Genomic DNA, 16,059 nt, shown 5'->3' on the forward strand with positions numbered 1-16,059 from the left:
TCAGCCGCCAGCGCTACTGGGGCGAACCGTTCCCGATTATCCACTGGGAAGACGGCGAAATCTCTACCGTCGATGATTCCGAACTGCCGGTGCTGTTGCCGGAACTCAAGGACTACAAGCCGGGTGACGGCGGACAGTCCCCGCTCGCAAACGCCACCGAATGGCTCCAGGTTACGGACAAGAACGGCCGCAAGGGTATCCGCGAGACGAACACCATGCCGCAGTGGGCTGGTTCTTGCTGGTATTACCTCCGCTACATCGACGCTTGCAATGGCGACGCTTTTGTTGCAAAGGAACTTGAAAAGTACTGGATGCCCGTGGACCTCTATGTGGGCGGTGCCGAACACGCCGTGCTTCACTTGCTCTACAGCCGCTTCTGGCACAAGGTGCTGTTCGATCTCGGCCTCGTCTCTACCGACGAACCGTTCCAGAAGCTCTTCAACCAGGGCATGATTCTCGCCTTCGCTTACGAGGATGCCGCTGGCTCCAAGGTCCCCACCGACGAAGTCGAAGAAAAGAACGGAAAGTTCTTCAAGAAGGGTACCGACATCGAGCTCAAGCAGATTGTGGCTAAGATGAGTAAGTCCCTCAAGAACGTCGTGAACCCGGATGACGTCGTCCGCGACTACGGTGCCGATAGCCTTCGTTTGTACGAAATGTTCATGGGTCCGCTGGACGCCGTGAAGCCGTGGCAGACCAAGGGCATCGAAGGCATGAACCGCTTCCTCGGCCGCGCCTGGCGTTCTGTTGTCGGCGATTCTGACGAAGCCCCGGTGTTCGTTGACGAAACCGCACCGGAAGCTATCGAGAAGGTGATGCACCAAACCGTCATCAAGGTGACAAGCGACATCGAAAACATGAGCTTCAACACCGCGATTAGCCAGCTGATGATCTTCAACAACGAAATGATGAAGATGGACAAGCGCTACCGTGAACCGTGCGAAACGTTCGTCAAGCTCTTGCACCCGTTTGCCCCGCATATCGCCGAAGAAATGTGGAGCATCCTCGGTCACGAAGGCTCGCTCACGAATGTCGCCTGGCCGGAAGCCGACCACTCCAAGGCTGTGGAAAACACCGTGGAAGTCGTGTTCCAGGTGAACGGCAAGGTCCGCGCGAAGGCAAGTGTTGCCAAGGACATGGACAAGGCCGCCCTCGAAAAGCTCGCTCTTGACAACGAACGAGTGAAGGAGTTTACCAAGGGCATGCAGGTTGTCAAGTCGATTGTTGTGCCGGGTAAGTTGGTCAACATCGTCGTCAAGCCGGCGTAATATTGAGCCTGCCCCGGACTTGTTCCGGGGTCGTCCCCGGCAAGCTCGTGAATATTGTGGTGAAGTAATCCCGACCCTAGCCCTTATAATCACGCCCGCTCATTGAGCGGGCGTCTTCTATATACCCGCTCCGGTCGAAAATCCCCGCGAAAATCAGGAAAGGCACGACCTTCAACAGCAAGTTGCTTCGTCGCGGCATTCGCCTTTTGCTATCTTTACCCCCGTATTTTATTGTACAGTAAAACAAGGGATTTATCCCACAAGGAAACACTATGAAAAAGATCAAGTTCCAGGATACCTCGTTCCGCGATGGTTTCCAGTCTATTTTCGGTGCCCGTGTCTTCGCGAAGGACTTCATGCCCGCCGTCGAAGCTGCCTGCAAGGCCGGCATCACCCACTTTGAAGCTGGTGGTGGCGCCCGTTTCCAGGCCCTTTACCAGAACTGCGGCGAAGACGCCTTCGACATGATGGACGAATTCCGTCGCGTCGTGGGCCCGAACGTCCGCCTGCAGACCCTCGCCCGCGGTATCAACGTGGTGGCCCTCGCCCCGCAGCCGCGCGACATGATCAAGCTCCATGCCGACATGTTCAAGAAGCACGGCATGACCCGCATCCGTAACTTTGACGCCCTCAACGACGTGAACAACCTCATCTACTCCGGCAAGTGCATCACCGACGCCGGTCTGGAACACGAAGTCGTCGTCACCATGATGGAACTTCCTCCGGGATGCGACCTCAACGCCGCCCACAACCCGGAATTCTACGAACGCATCCTCCGCAACATCCTGGACGCGGGCGTTCCGTTCGCTTCCGTCTGCTTCAAGGACGCTTCCGGTACCACGAACCCGACCAAGGTGTACGAGACCTTCAAGCGCGCTCGTAAGCTCCTCGGCGACAAGGTTGAACTCCGCATCCACAGCCATGACACCTGCGGTACCGGTGTGGCCCAGTACAAGGCCGCTATCGAAGGTGGCGCCGACGGCGTCGACCTCGGCCGCAAGCCGCTTTCCGGCGGTACGGCTCAGCCCGACCTGTTCTCCATGTTCCACGCCCTCAAGGGTACGGAATACAAGCTCGCCCTCGGTGAAGACAGCATCGTCGACGATCACATTCCGGAACTCATGGAAGCCAACAACGTCGCTGTGGAATGCCTCAAGGACTACAACTTCCCGCCCGAAGCACGCCAGATTACGACCGACGTGATCTTCAGCCCCATGCCGGGTGGCGCTCTTACCGCCAACACCCTCATGATGCGCGAAACCAAGACGTTCCACCTGTTCCCGAAGGTTATCGAGAACATGAGTGAATGCGTCCGCCGCGGTGGCTTTGCCTCTTCTGTGACGCCGGTTTCCCAGTTCTACTTCCAGCAGGCCTACATGAACACCCTGAACCAGGCCGCAGGCCGCGGTACGTGGTTCAAGATGACGGAAGGCTACGGCAAGATGCTCCTCGGCTACCAGGGCAAGACCCCGTGCGAACCGGATCCGGAGCTCGTGAAGATTGCTGCCGACCAGTTCAACATGAAGCCGTTCAAGGAAGCCTACCCGGGCATCCAGTGCGCCGAAGAAATCCTCGAACCGGGCATCCCGGCTGCGAAGAAGCTCCTCGAAGAAAATGGCCTGCCGGTTACCGACGAGACCATCTTCATCACGGGCTGCCTCCAGACGAAGGCCGGCAACAAGGGTATCGAGTTCCTCAAGGGCAACCGCCACATCGGCGTGCCGAAGAAGGACCCGAACGCCGCTCCGGCCGTGGACACCAAGAACATGAAGGCCGGTGCAACGAGCACCTACCGCATCGCCCTTGGCAACCAGAGCTGGGACGTGCAGGTCAGCACGCTCAAGTAATTTGCTCCCGTGCAGGTTCCGCTCGAAAATTCGGGCCGGGTACCGCGTGGGTTACAGACAAATTAAAAACCGTGGTCGTCAGGCCACGGCTTTTTGTTTGAAAGCAAAAGAGGACCCGCTTTCGCGAGTCCTTTTCGTACTTGTTAGGGTTGGAAGTAAACAAAAAGAGAGCTAACCAACGGTTAGCTCTCTTTCGTACCCCCAAGCGGTTTCGAACCGCTGTTGCGGGAATGAAAATCCCGAGTCCTGGGCCACTAGACGATAGGGGCGTCTTATGTAGGGCCAAATATAGTTAATCGCGGCGTTTTGTAAAGGGGGCCATACGACATTTTTTTATTTTTTCACCGGTGAACATTGAAAAATGGTTAAAAAACTCCCTTTTAGTCGGGATTTTGTGCTTTTTGCCCCTCGCGCTCATGGCTAGCCTCGCCGATGCTGGACTTCTTTGGGGTATTCGCGCGTTCATGGACTTGCTGCAGGGCGATTCGGTATTTACTATCCCTGAGTGGCTCGCGGTCATGGTCCTGCTCACGGCGCTCAGGCTGCTTTTCCTCGTGATGAAGACGCGTTCTTCCGAGTCCTTCCTGTTCGATACCGGAGCCAATGTCACGAACTGGTTCCTCTACACGCTCCGTAACCTTTCTCCCAGGCTTTTCCATTCCCCCGAGGGCGATGCCCGGGTGGAGGCTGCCTACGACGCTACGCTGGTCCTCCAGGGCAACGGTTCTGTCTTTTTCCAGGCGGTGCAGGCCGTCTTGCAGCTCGCCATCTTTTTCCCGGTCCTCCTCTATATTTCTTGGCCGCTTACCTTGTTCCTGTTTGTCGTTATCGTGCCTGTCGTGGCCTTCGTGCAGCGCCGTTTGCATTCCATGGGGAGCGAAGAGGAATCCCTGCAGCTTTCGAGGTCGAGATTCCGCGCCGAGCTTGCCCGGGCGCGTAGGCTCTACCGCAGCTGGAGCGGTTTGTCGGAACGTTCCGCCATTACGGGGAATCTTCGCAGCGAGACGCGTTCGCTGAGTTCGCGTGGGCTCAAGGCCAGCGTCCGCAAGAACGGCCTTTCGTTCGTGATGGAGGCGATTTCCGTTCTGTCTATGGTTTTGGTCCTCGCTTTTTGCGCGCTCCTTATCGGCCGCGGATGGATGGATGCGACCGGACTCGTGATGTTCTGTTCCGCCGTGCTCCTGTGTTACAAGCCGGTCAAGGAATGCGCACGTATCTTGCCGCAGTTCCGCTCCGCCGTGAGTGCGTACAACATTCTGATGCGTTTCGGCAAGTTGCCGCGGAAGGGGGGAAGTTTCCCTGCCGGCGGCGATACGCTGTCTATCGAAGATGCGGAGTTCGGCTACGAGGCTTCGGGGCGTCATGTTTTCAACCATTTCAGCGCCCGGTTCCAGGGCGATACTCCCGTGCTGCTGCGCGGCAGGAACGGCGCTGGCAAGACGACCTTGCTGCGGCTTGTCGCCCGTCTCGAGGAATGGGATTCCGGCGAGATGGTCCATATGGAAAAGGCCCGCAGCCGCGGTATTTTCTTCATGGCGCAGGACCTGGAGCTCCCGCCGCTCCCTATGTTGCAGAGGCTGCTTGCCGAAGGAGTCGCTCCGGAGGTCCAGGAATTCATGGATCTGGCGAACGTGAAGAAACTGCTTGCGAAAGAGGGACATTCTGGCGGCGAGCGCGCCAAGGTGGCCCTCACCTGGGCCCTTGCAAGCAAGGCCGCGGCGATCCTGCTCGACGAGCCGTTCGCCGCGGTGGCGCTCGCCGACCGCGAACCGCTCCTTCGCGCGTTCCTCAAGGCGGCAAAGGCTCTGGACAAATGGGTTGTCGTTGCCAGCCACGACGCGCTGAGTCCCGAAACAGAAAGCCTGTTCAACGTCATGGTCATCGATGATGGGTGCTGTTAGCGGAATCCTTTACCGCTTTCGCGGCTATGTCTTAGGCGTCCTGGCGCTGGCGCTGCTCGCGTTCCCGGCAAGCCCGCTCTCTGCGGATTCCGTGCCGGCGTGGGTGACGGCCTGCGTCTTGCTCTTGGCGGGAATCCTGCTCCGAGTCAAGACGCGGCAGTACATAGGCGACCACACGCGCGGGCAAAAGCGCGAAGCCGATTCTCTTGTTACCGGCGGCCCTTACGCGTATATGAGGCATCCGCTGTACCTTTCGAATACTTCGGTCGCCTTTTCCGCCATTCTTTTCCATCTGGGTTTTTCCCTTGTCGCCGTTCCGTTCGTTTTGGCCGTGCTCCTGTTCGAAATCTTCCTTGCCCGTGCCGAGGATTCGTTCCTGGAAGCGAAATTCGGGGAGGCTTGGCGCAATTGGGCGGCTCGGTCGCCTTTTGTCCCGTGGAATATCGTGGCGGTATGCCGCAAGCGCAGGGCGTGCCGGTGCGGCGATGCGGCAGTCCCTCCGGAGAACTCGTTTTTTCGGGCTTTTTGTGCAGACCGCTCTACATGGGCATGGGTTTTGTTTTATAATTTAGTCCTGGTATTGATTAAGTTTGGCCCGATATAGGCGAGGGTATTGCGATTATGTTTAAGCCTCTGGATATAGCCCGTTTTGCGTTGGGTTCCGTGGCCAAGGCGGCCGCGAAGGTCCCCGTGGTGGAATCCCGTTTTGCCATTAGCGACCGTCTGAACGGTCCCTGGCCCGAAGGTCCGTTCCTGTGGCTCCATGGCGCAAGCCTCGGTGAATGCCGCATGCTCCTGAACCTTGCCAGGTTCCTGCAAGAAGATGTCGAGAATTGCCCCAAGATTTTGATTACGACCCAGAAGACGGAAGTCCTCAAGTTCCTCAAGGAAGCGGGGGAGGGCATCTCCGCCTGCATCGCCCCTGCCGACGCCCCGTCCACCATGCGTAGCTTTATCTCGAAGGTGAAGCCTGTCGGGCTGATTCTCGGCGAAAACGAATTCTGGCCGGGATACCTGTCTAGCATGAGACGGTTTTCGAAAAGGCCCTCTGTCGCCGTCGTTTCCGGGCGCTACCGCAGGTCTTTCCCGGGCGTGGATTTCTCTTGCGTGGGCTTTGCCAGCATGCAGACGGGCGGGGACCTCTCGCGGTTCCTGAACGTGGCGTCCAGGGCGAACATCGACCAGATGATGATCGGTGGCGACTGGAAAATCCTTCCGTGGGTGCGTTCGGGCAAGAGCGTGAGTGCTCCTGAAAATCCCTCTGTCGATACGGTATTCGTCTCGATGCACATGGCCGAATGGGCGAGCCTCTGCCGCATGGTCGTCTCTTCTATCAAGCGCCAGGAATCGGTGGTCCTTATCCCGCGCCGCCTGAACGAGGTGAACGCCTTTCGCAATGCACTCAGCGAGCAGGAACTGACTGTCGTGGAATGGCCTCTGGTGCAGAAGGGGGCGGTTTCCATTGTCAACCGTTTCGGGCTTACCAAGGATGTCTTTGCTGTTTCCCGTACCGCGATTGTCGGCGGTTCGTTCTGCCGCGGTCTGGGCGTCCACGATTTCTGGGAACCGCTCCAGATGGGTGTCGCCACTTGCGTCGGCCCGTTTGCCGCGGGCCAGAAAGAAGCCGTCGCGAGCCTCGTGAACGCAGGCGTCATCGCCCAGCTGCAGTCCACTGCCGGCTATGCCAAGAGGAATCTGCCCGATCCGCGCATCGTGAGCACGTTCCTCGCGAACGAACGCACCAAAGTTTCCGATTCCTATGAACATCTCGTCAAGTTCATCGAGAACTTGGTCGAACAACGCCAATAGGGTTCTTTCCCCATGAAAAAGTTGATCCTTGCAACGCCGCGTGGTTTTTGTGCCGGAGTCGACCGCGCCATCCACGTAGTCGAAAAGGCCCTCGAAAAATTCGGTCCGCCTATCTACGTACGCCACGAAATAGTCCACAACAAGTTCGTCGTCGACACCCTCAAGGAGAAGGGCGTGCTGTTTGTGGACGAAATTGACGAAGTCCCCGAAGGGTCGGTCGTCATATTCTCGGCCCACGGGGTCGCAGAGCATATCTACGCCGATGCGGAAGCCCGCCACCTGCAGGTGCTCGACGCCAGCTGCCCGCTGGTGCTCAAGGTCCACTACAGCGCCAAGCGCCATTACAATGCCGGCCGCCATATCATCCTTATCGGTCATGCCGGCCACGCCGAGGTGGTCGGTACTTTGGGACAGCTCCCGGAAGGCGCCATCACGCTCATCCGGAACGAAGCTGACGTCGCGGCAGTCAAGGTCCCCGAAGGCAAGGATCTGGCCTATATCACCCAGACGACGCTTTCCGTCGCCGAGACCCGCAAGATTATCGAGGCTCTCAAGTCCCGTTTCCCGAACATCATCGGTCCGGATGCCGGCGACCTCTGCTACGCCACCGGGAACCGCCAGTCCGCGGTGCTCGAACTGTGCGCCCATGTCGACATGCTGCTGGTCGTGGGTGCCAAGAACTCCTCGAATTCCTCCCGTCTTATGGAGCTGGGGCTGGAGCAGGGCATCAAGAGCCACCTCATCGACGACGTGAACGACCTCGACCCGGCCTGGTTCGAGGGCATCGACACGGTAGGTCTGTCCAGCGGCGCCAGCGCTCCCGAGGTGCTGGTCCAGGGAGTCGTGGAATGGCTGAAGGGCAAATTCCCGGGCCTGGAAGTCGAAAATCTTGTAAAATTGGTCGAAAATACGAAATTTAACCTGCCAAAGGCACTTCAGGACTAAACTTTAGCCTTGACAGGTCGCAAAGATTTAGCTAAAATTGCAGTCCGTAAAAAACAACGGAGTTTTATTATGAGCCGCATTTGTGAAGTTACCGGTAAGGCCGGCCTCGTGGGCAACATGGTTTCCCACTCCAACCGCAAGAAGTTGATGAAGCAGCTTCCCAACCTCCAGAAGAAGCGCTTCTACATCCCCGAAGAAGACCGCTGGGTGACGCTCCGCGTTAGCGCTGCCGGTCTCCGCACGATCAATAAGGTCGGCATCGAAGCCGTCGTCCAGGAACTCGGAATCTAATTCCCGTTTCTAGAGCAAAATTTAACCGCCAAGGCTATCCCTGGCGGTATTTTGTGTATCTATAGGCAACGCGCCTCCCCACTACCCGCTGCCTACTTCCTACTACCTACAGCCTACTTATTGATAAACTGCGGCACGCCCTTGTACTTGGCCATGTTGGCCATGATGTTCGCCATTTCCCAGTCCTTTTCCTTGAAGCGGCGGCGGAGGAGGGCGACGAACACTTCCATGAGCATTTCGCAGTCGTAGACGGCGCGGTGCATCTTGGCGGGGTCGATCTTCATGGCGAACTCCGCGCGTTTCATGAACAGTCCTGCCATGTAGCCCAGCTTGTGGTTCTCGAGCTCGGGCAAGATCGTGCGTGCCATGACGAGGCTGTCTATCACCGGGTTGCCGGGGATGAGCTGCGGGTTCTTGGCGTAGGCGACGCGCAGGAAGCCGGCGTCGAAGTTCGCGTTGTGGGCGAGGAGGATGGCCCCCTGGCCGCAGAATGCGGTGAACTTCTTGAGGCATTCGCCAACGGGTGGCGCGTTTTCGACCATGGCATCGGTAATGTGGTTCACGCTGCTCGCTTCGGCGGGAATCAGCATGTTCGGCTTGGCGAAAGTCTCGAATTCCGAGATGGGCTTGGGCACTACGCGGCCCGCCTTGGTCTCGACAGTGAATTTTACTGCGCCGATTTCGATGATTTCGTCTTTTGCGTTGTTGAGGCCTGTGGTTTCCAGGTCGAATGCGACAAATTTAGGGGGTAATGTTATCACGGCGTGTATCCTTTTCTTTTTTCTCTATAAAATAGTTAATTCGGATGTCAATCGATGTCATGGGGAAGGGAATGATGAACTTGTCCCATGTTTTCAGCGTCAGGTGCTTCCCGTACTTTACGTCGACAAGCCAGAGCGGCGTGCCGGATTTTTGCGAAAGCCAGAGGGATCCCGGTTTGACTTGCAATGCTGGACCGCGCGGCCCGTCAAGCGCCATGGCTACGAAACCGCCGTTCTGGAGCGTATGGAGCAGGTGGCGTACGTTTGTGGCGCCCTTCGTGTCGGAACCTCGGCTTAGTTTGTATCCAAGTTTTTCGGTGATGCGGGCGAAGATTTCGCCGTCGGAAGATTCCGAGATGAGCGCGTGGACGCCCTTGCCCCTGAACGCGGCGGCGTTGGCCAGGAGGTCCCTGTGCCAGATTCCGATAATGCCGGGGCAGTATTCGGGAGGAGCCGAGAAACGTATCCGCAGGCTGCGTATCCACAGCGTTGCCAAAAAAGAGGCGAATCTGAGCTTGAAATCCCCGAGCATTGCGCAAATTTAGTTTTTTTTGCCAGTTCCCCCTTGGCAAAACGTCTTTCTTTACCTATATTAGCGCCAAATTGGCGACGTACCCAAGTTGGTAAGGGGCGGCTCTGCAAAAGCCTTATTCATCAGTTCGAGTCTGATCGTTGCCTCTCGGAAGACCTTCCCTCGGGAAGGTCTTCTTTTTTTCCGGAAGGCTGCCTTGTGAAGGCCCGGAATGCAAAAAAAAATTGAAAAAAGTGGCTTGTCAAGGCTTTTTTTGCACTTTTTTTGCAAAAAAAATGGCCTTCGGCAAAAAAAAATTAAAAAAAATGCTTGTCAAGGCCTAGAAATTAAATTGTTTCTGGACTATTTTTGGAATACAATGTTACGGTTTACTCAAGAAATTCTGCTCGCTCTTCGTGCGATCTCCAATCAAGAAGAAGCGCACGAGTTGTCCAAGAAGGCCCGTGAACAATTCGACTTCCTCGGAATCCGGCTTGTTCCCCGTCGCGAAGTAACCTACCCGATTTTTGACAAGTACCCGCCAAAGGACGACGAGGAACTCGTTGCGAGAGTGGAAGATATGTGGGCGGTCCCGTATCGCGAAATCCAGTACGCGGCGTGTGACTACCTGTTCCGTCACAAGGACCTCCTTGGCGGCCAGCACCTCAATTTCTTGAAGAAGCTCATCAAGACCCGCGCATGGCGTGATACGGTTGATACACTGGCCGCATGTATTCTTGGCGATCTCGCCTGGAGACTTCCTGCCCTGCGTTCCAAGATTGCCGCGTGGATCCGTGACCCGAACATCTGGGTTCGCCGCAGCGCCATCATCTTCCAGATCCAGTACAAGGACCATACTGACTGGCAGCTTCTGCGTCAGTTCTGCCTGACCTGTGCCAAGGACGATGACTATTATATACGCAACGGCATCGGCCGCGCCCTTTCGGAATATGCCCGAATCAACCCGACCGAAGTCCGCCGCTTTGTGCAGGACAACAGCTTCGCCGAGCAGACCACCCAGGAAATCCTGAGGCTCATCTAGTCGGCTGCCGGGGCACTACGGTTTTTTCCGCTTCGGGCCCTCTTTTTTCTGAAAATCCTTCAACGGGAACGAAACGCGCCCCCTGAGGACGCATCCCGGCTCGCCGGGGTCGCATTCCTTCTTGCGCTTGTCGCAGAAGGTGCCGCGTAAATGCCTGCATTCGTAGCTCATGCGTTTAAGTATAAAAATTTTTTGTTTACTATATTTAACGTATGCGTTATGGTGACATTTCTTTTTTCCAGAGCGGCGTAGCCGTTCCCCTTTTCAGCCTTAAAAGCAAAGCCAGTGTTGGTATCGGTGAATTCCTCGACCTGATTCCCTTTGCCCGTTGGTGCGAAATTTGCGATTTCAACATCATCCAGCTTTTGCCGGTGAACGATACCGGTTCCGAGGCGAGTCCCTACAGCGCCAGGAGCGCCTTTGCCCTGAACCCGATTTTTATCAACATCCAGGCAATCGAGGGTTCCAGCGAATTCGAAGACGAAATCGAGAAGGCCAAGGAAACCTTTGAATCCCAGGGGACCATAGACTATTACAAGGTCTCTACCTGGAAACGCCAGATGTTGCGGAAAATATTTGATATTCGTTACGACATGCTCAAGAAGGACGGGACGCTGACGACGTGGATCGATCAGAACCCGTGGGCCAAGCCCTATTGCGTCTATTGCATATTGAAGGCCCGCAACGGGGAATCCAGCTGGAAGGATTGGAAAAGCTATCGTGATCCGTCCGAAAAGGATATCGAAAAACTCTGGACCAAGTATCTCAAGGACGCCCTTTACCATGCGTGGATGCAATGGGTCGCCGAGATGCAGTTTACTGCCGCGGTAATCGAAGTTTCCAAGATGGGAATCCATATCAAGGGCGACATCCCTATCCTTATCAACGAGGACAGCGCCGATGCCTGGGCGAACCGTAACTACTTCTCCATGGCCGACCGTGCCGGCGCCCCGCCCGACATGTTCAGCTACAGCGGCCAGAACTGGGGTTTCCCGACCTACCGCTGGGACAATCTCGAGAAGGACGGCTTTGCCTGGTGGAAAATGCGCCTGCACCAGGCGAGCAAGTTCTACCATGCCTACCGCATCGACCACGTGCTCGGATTTTTCCGTATCTGGAGTATCCCGGAACGCGAGGTTACGGGCATCCTGGGCCGTTTCAACCCGTGCGTGCCGCTGACCCGCGATATGCTGCATGCTTCCGGTTTCTGCGACGAGACGCTCGAATACCTGCGCAGGCCCAACTATTCCGTAGACCAGCTCAGGGAGTTTTTCGGTAACGAAACGGAGAACATGGTGTCGGTCTATTTCGAGAGCCTGCCGAACGAATCCTCACGGTTCGTCATCAAGCCGGAATTCTACTCCGAGAAGGCCATCACTTCGCTCGATGAACCGCAACAGGTCAAGGACGCGCTTCTCAAGGTCTACTGGAACCGCATTTTCATCCCGAGCGGAGACGAGAATACCTATTATCCGTTCTGGTACTGGTACAACCAGCCGGTCCTGTTTACGCTCCCCGAAAACGAACAGCAGAAGCTTCGTGATATCATCCACCAGAACGAAAGCTCGCAGGAAGGCCTTTGGGAGCAGAATGCGACCAAGCTGTTGAGCGTACTTTCCAAGGAAACGGACATGCTCGTGTGTGCCGAAGACCTTGGCGCCGTGCCGCACTGCGTCCCCGCCGTTCTCAAGAAACTGAATATCCTTTCGCTGCGCATCGAGCGCTGGGCACGCAACTGGGATGCCCCGTATTCCCCGTACTACGACATGGAGGAATACCCGAGGCTTTCCGTGTGCACCACGAGCTGCCACGACACCTCGAGCCTGCGCGGACTCTGGAAGGAACCGGATTTCGACAAGAACCTGTACTGGGGTCACGCCCACCTGGCTGGCCAGGCGCCCGAAGAACTGACGCCGCCCACCATCCGCAGCATCCTCGCGCACGTGTTCAGCAGCAACAGCCTGTTTTGCATCTTGCCCGTGCAGGACTACTTCGGCCTGTCTTCGACGCTGTCCGAGATTCCTGCCGAAGAGGAGCGCGTGAACGTACCCGGCACCGTCGGCGGCAAGAACTGGACCTACCGCCTGCCTTGTACTGTGGAAGCGCTGCTCGAGAACAAGAGCCTGAGCACCGAAATCCGCAAGCTGGTGGACGTGCGCAAGCGCCGCCCCATGTGGAAAATATAGAGGGTTTGAACTCGCTCCCCTTATACCCCAAAGGGCCGTAAGGCCCGCGCTCGTTACCGCCTATGTACTCTCCCGCTTGGACAAAAGACGCTATCTTCTACCAGATATTCCCCGACCGGTTCTGCCGTTCGGAGCGTTACCATGCCGTAGGCAAGTTCGTGCCGTGGGGCACCAAGCCCACTCGCGAGAACATGTTCGGCGGGAACCTCGCGGGTATCGAGGACAAGCTGGAATACATCAAGGGCCTCGGGGTGAACGCGATTTACCTGTGCCCGATTTTCAAGAGCAATTCCAACCACCGCTACCATACGGTGGACTATTTTGAAATTGACCCGGTGCTCGGCACTTTGGAGGATTTTGACCGCCTCGTGAAAAAGGTGCACAAGCTCGGAATGCGCATTATACTGGACGGCGTGTTCAACCACTGCTCGCGCGGATTCTTCCAGTTCAACAGCCTCATGGAACTCGGGCCGAACTCCCCGTATGTGGACTGGTTCCACGTGAAGGGCTGGCCGCTCAACGCCTATTCCGGCAAGCCGAATTACGAATGCTGGTGGAATTTCCCTGCACTCCCCAAGTTCAATACCGACTGCGCGGACGTTCGGGAATACCTGTTCAGCGTGGCCGAATACTGGACCAGGCGCGGCATAGACGGCTGGCGCCTCGACGTGCCGAACGAAATCGACGACGACAGTTTTTGGCAGGAATTCCGGCGCCGCGTAAAGGCGGTGAATCCGGATGCCTACATCGTGGGCGAAATCTGGGATGCACCGGAACGCTGGCTACAGGGCGACCAGTTCGACGGCGTGATGAACTATGTGTTCCGCAAAGCCGTGATGCAGTACCTCTTTGACGAGAACGCGATTTCGACGGAGGAATTCTGCAAGCGGCTGCAGGCGGCATTCCCCGAAGGCCGCGGCGACATGCCCATGAACCTGCTGGGGAGTCACGACACCACGCGACTCAAGTCGCAGCCCTGCACCAGCTGGGAACGTATCAAGTTCGCGCTCACGTTGATGTTCTTTATGCCGGGCGCGCCCTGCGTTTACTACGGCGAGGAACTCGGAATGCTCGGCGGCAAGGATCCCGACAACCGCCGGAGCGTCCCCTGGGACAAACTGCCCGAAATGCAGAAGGAACCCGTGTACGCGCTGGTGAAGGAACTCACCGCCATGCGCAACGGCAATCCCGTCCTCCGCGACGGCAAGATGGAAATCGCCTGCGACGGCGAAAACTTTACCGTCACGAGAACCCTCGGCAAGCAAAAGATGACGCTCGCCGTATCGCTTGCGGAAAACGAACCGCAATTTGAAATCCGGTAAATAAAAAAAGTGCCAATTTGGCACATTTCACCTCATTTTTCCGTTTTATAGGTAAAGGCATTCCCTTTTCATGCCAACGTTTCTTGAAAACGTTGACATTTTCAAAATTTTAGGGTATATTATACCTATCAAATTGGCCAAGATGCGGCTGAAGGAGATATAACGATGTCGTACGTCTATGTCAAGGATTCCGAAGGTTATGTCTTCAAGAAGCTCAAGTCGGAAGTCTGCAAAGGCGAGAAAATCATAACAGAGAAGGCTTACCGGAAAGCCTCCGGCCTGACAGCCTACGAAAAAGAATTCGGCCACGGCGGTGCTAGGGAAAATGCAGGCAGGAAGCCCAAATTTTCCAAGCCGATGACCATCCAGATGCGTGTTACGCAAGAGGAAAAGGATTTCCTCGCCTACGCTCGGGAGCACGGCCTTGATTTCGCCAGTTTGATGAAGGCGTAGCCAAACGTCTTCGGGATGTGGTGGATTTTGGTTATATTTTGGATAAATGACTAGGAGTAAAAACGTGCATTTTGCAAAGTTGTTTGTAGTTGGAGCGGCATTTGCCTTTATAATTGCTTGTGGCGATGACGATTCCTCTTCGTCTGTCACTCCCGATATAGTCGGGGATATCTCTTCGGATGATGCACCCGCCTCGAGTGGCGATAACTCTTCTGGCAGCTCCGTGAAGTCTTCTACGGGAGGAAAGTCTTCTGCCAAGTCAAGTAGTTCTGTGAAGTCGAGTTCCAGCGTAAATTCGTCGGCTGGTGGCAGCAGCGCAAAATCTTCAAGTTCCGGCAAGAATACGAGCGCATCGAGTAGTGCGGGGGAGTCTTCCAGCTCCTTGTCTAAAAAGTATCAGTGCTTAGCTGAATGTACGGAAGACTGTGAGGGGGAAACTTATTGGATTGGGACCGATCATCAAATGATTTGCCATGGAGGGCAATGGCTTAATCTTGATTCCATGGAGAATGCAAATAGGTCTAGTAGCAGCCGCTATTATGACATGACGGAACAGTTCAATCCGGACGTGGAGTACGGAGAATTCACTGACCCGCGCGATGGACAGAAATATAAAACTATTACGATTGACTATAAATACCACATGCGTGGAGTTGATTCTGTTACCATTTTTGCTGAGAATTTGAATTATGGTGAGAAGGTTTCGGGCGGTACTGTGCAAGAGAATGGGGCCAAGTATTGCTATGATGATGATTCCTGGTACTGCGAGAATGGCTGGGGAGGCCTTTATACTTGGAGTAATGCGATGGGTTTCCCCGCTGTATGCGACAGCGTCTCCATTGCTTCAGAGAAATGCCCGAATAAATTCGATTATAGCAATAAAAATGAAAAATTTGACGGAGATCCCTATTTTCTCCAACATCAGGGAATATGCCCAGAGGGGTGGCATATAATGAATGAGGATATATGGGTCATTTTGGCTGAAACAAGTGGCGGAAGTTCTTTCTTGACTTATAAAATGGGCTCAAAGGTCGCCCGTTTCGGTAGTGAAAATGAATATGGGATGTCTATATTGCCTGCCGGGTATTGGTCCAATCAAGATGAAGTTTTTAAAGTAATTGCAAAATCGGCTCTGTTTTGGAAGCCGCAGCAGCATTCCGATAAAGGAGGCTGGGCGGTTTATGCAGCGGTTCGTTCAAATTCTTTTGATCGTTCATCGGAAGGGGATAAAAAACAAGCCTTTTCCATCCGTTGCGTGAAGGATTACTAATCCCGCGCCAAGACGTTCCTAGCAGTCCTTACTAAACCCGATTTTCGTGAAGCCCGCAGTGTCTAACAGCCACAAGGGCGGAGCAGTTACCGCTCTTAACACGTACCTAGCGGTAACATTACATAACGGAGCCCCTCTCGTGATTCTTTGCGGAGAGGGGGCGTTTCGCAAAGAGAGCACTCGAACGAAGTGAATGTGCGAGCGTGCGAAATGCCTCTCGAAGCAAACTAATTTCCAAGAAGCGGTCCTAGATCCTTCGACTTCGTGCTTCGCACTCCGCTCAGGATGACAGATGAAGCGGTTCTGGATCATAGCTCATAGAGCTTAACTCAACTAAGGCAATAAATTGCCTAGTTTCGTATATCGTTCCACTCAGGATGACAGATGTGCGACAGGATGATTGCGGTCGGGGTTTTAGGGGCAGAGCCCCTAGGAGTGAACCGACCCCAAAAA

15 protein-coding genes and 2 tRNA genes are annotated in these 16,059 nt (G+C 55.4%); 13 read left to right on the top strand and 4 right to left on the bottom strand.

Annotated features, from left to right (window positions below; all coding sequences use genetic code 11):
- Together B3M32_RS00915 and B3M32_RS00920 are read left to right on the top strand one after the other, a co-directional pair.
- Positions 1-1,268: class I tRNA ligase family protein (locus B3M32_RS00915; RefSeq protein WP_290742503.1), on the top strand; the 1,268-nt coding region annotated here is incomplete at its 5' end.
- Between the two features lie 272 nt (positions 1,269-1,540).
- Positions 1,541-3,115: a biotin attachment protein gene (locus tag B3M32_RS00920; RefSeq protein ID WP_290730574.1), complete on the top strand. Its 1,575-nt coding sequence runs from the start codon at positions 1,541-1,543 to the stop codon at positions 3,113-3,115.
- A 196-nt stretch (positions 3,116-3,311) separates the two neighbouring features.
- Here the strand turns inward: B3M32_RS00920 and B3M32_RS00925 are convergent.
- Positions 3,312-3,384 (bottom strand) — tRNA-Glu (locus B3M32_RS00925).
- Between the two features lie 132 nt (positions 3,385-3,516).
- On the opposite strand from B3M32_RS00925, the gene B3M32_RS00930 reads away from it, so the two are divergent.
- The 5 genes from B3M32_RS00930 (at position 3,517) to rpmB (ending at position 8,061) form a co-directional block, all read left to right on the top strand.
- Positions 3,517-5,016 carry an ATP-binding cassette domain-containing protein gene (locus B3M32_RS00930; protein ID WP_290742506.1) on the top strand — a complete coding sequence of 500 codons (1,500 nt, stop codon included), beginning with the start codon at positions 3,517-3,519 and terminating at the stop codon, positions 5,014-5,016.
- The gene (locus tag B3M32_RS00935) at positions 5,000-5,620 is read left to right on the top strand and encodes a methyltransferase family protein (RefSeq protein WP_290742509.1); all 621 of its coding nucleotides are present in this window, start codon (positions 5,000-5,002) and stop codon (positions 5,618-5,620) included. Before B3M32_RS00930 ends, B3M32_RS00935 begins: the two co-directional genes overlap by 17 nt.
- 17 nt (positions 5,621-5,637) lie before the next feature.
- Positions 5,638-6,825 carry a 3-deoxy-D-manno-octulosonic acid transferase gene (locus tag B3M32_RS00940; RefSeq protein WP_290742512.1) on the top strand — a complete coding sequence of 396 codons (1,188 nt, stop codon included), beginning with the start codon at positions 5,638-5,640 and terminating at the stop codon, positions 6,823-6,825.
- 12 nt (positions 6,826-6,837) lie between these two features.
- Entirely contained in the window at positions 6,838-7,770 is a 933-nt protein-coding gene (gene ispH, locus B3M32_RS00945; protein WP_290742515.1) for a 4-hydroxy-3-methylbut-2-enyl diphosphate reductase, read from the top strand.
- 69 nt (positions 7,771-7,839) lie between these two features.
- Entirely contained in the window at positions 7,840-8,061 is a 222-nt protein-coding gene (gene rpmB / locus B3M32_RS00950; RefSeq protein ID WP_290742518.1) for a 50S ribosomal protein L28, read from the top strand.
- A gap of 113 nt (positions 8,062-8,174) precedes the next feature.
- Here the strand turns inward: rpmB and B3M32_RS00955 are convergent, their stop codons facing one another.
- Together B3M32_RS00955 and B3M32_RS00960 are read right to left on the bottom strand one after the other, a co-directional pair.
- A complete protein-coding gene (locus B3M32_RS00955) occupies positions 8,175-8,822 on the bottom strand; it encodes a 3'-5' exonuclease (RefSeq protein WP_290742521.1) in 648 nt (215 codons plus the stop codon).
- Positions 8,803-9,354 (bottom strand): lysophospholipid acyltransferase family protein, encoded by a 552-nt coding sequence (locus tag B3M32_RS00960; RefSeq protein ID WP_290742525.1) that lies wholly within the window; start codon positions 9,352-9,354, stop codon positions 8,803-8,805. The genes B3M32_RS00955 and B3M32_RS00960 overlap by 20 nt, the downstream gene beginning before the upstream one ends.
- Before the next feature lie 73 nt (positions 9,355-9,427).
- Between B3M32_RS00960 and B3M32_RS00965 the strand changes: the two genes are divergently transcribed.
- Together B3M32_RS00965 and B3M32_RS00970 are read left to right on the top strand one after the other, a co-directional pair.
- Positions 9,428-9,500 (top strand) — tRNA-Cys (locus tag B3M32_RS00965).
- A 212-nt stretch (positions 9,501-9,712) separates the two neighbouring features.
- Complete coding sequence (locus B3M32_RS00970; RefSeq protein WP_290742528.1) at positions 9,713-10,375, top strand: DNA alkylation repair protein; 663 nt, start codon at positions 9,713-9,715, stop codon at positions 10,373-10,375.
- A 15-nt stretch (positions 10,376-10,390) separates the two neighbouring features.
- Here B3M32_RS00970 and B3M32_RS00975 read toward each other — a convergent pair whose 3' ends face one another.
- Complete coding sequence (locus B3M32_RS00975; RefSeq protein ID WP_290742531.1) at positions 10,391-10,546, bottom strand: hypothetical protein; 156 nt, start codon at positions 10,544-10,546, stop codon at positions 10,391-10,393.
- A gap of 41 nt (positions 10,547-10,587) precedes the next feature.
- On the opposite strand from B3M32_RS00975, the gene B3M32_RS00980 reads away from it, so the two are divergent.
- The 4 genes from B3M32_RS00980 to B3M32_RS00995 all read left to right on the top strand — a co-directional run bounded on the left by B3M32_RS00980 (position 10,588) and on the right by B3M32_RS00995 (position 15,606).
- Entirely contained in the window at positions 10,588-12,561 is a 1,974-nt protein-coding gene (locus B3M32_RS00980) for a 4-alpha-glucanotransferase (RefSeq protein ID WP_290742534.1), read from the top strand.
- 62 nt (positions 12,562-12,623) lie between these two features.
- Positions 12,624-13,883, top strand: a complete 1,260-nt coding sequence (locus B3M32_RS00985) for a glycoside hydrolase family 13 protein (RefSeq protein ID WP_290742537.1) — start codon at positions 12,624-12,626, stop codon at positions 13,881-13,883.
- A 165-nt stretch (positions 13,884-14,048) separates the two neighbouring features.
- On the top strand, positions 14,049-14,336 hold the full coding sequence (locus B3M32_RS00990) for a hypothetical protein (protein ID WP_290742539.1): 288 nt from the start codon (positions 14,049-14,051) through the stop codon (positions 14,334-14,336).
- Between the two features lie 64 nt (positions 14,337-14,400).
- On the top strand, positions 14,401-15,606 hold the full coding sequence (locus tag B3M32_RS00995) for an FISUMP domain-containing protein (RefSeq protein WP_290742542.1): 1,206 nt from the start codon (positions 14,401-14,403) through the stop codon (positions 15,604-15,606).
- Positions 15,607-16,059 lie beyond the last annotated feature (453 nt).

This window comes from Fibrobacter sp. UBA4309 (assembly GCF_002395745.1).
GTDB lineage: Bacteria > Fibrobacterota > Fibrobacteria > Fibrobacterales > Fibrobacteraceae > Fibrobacter.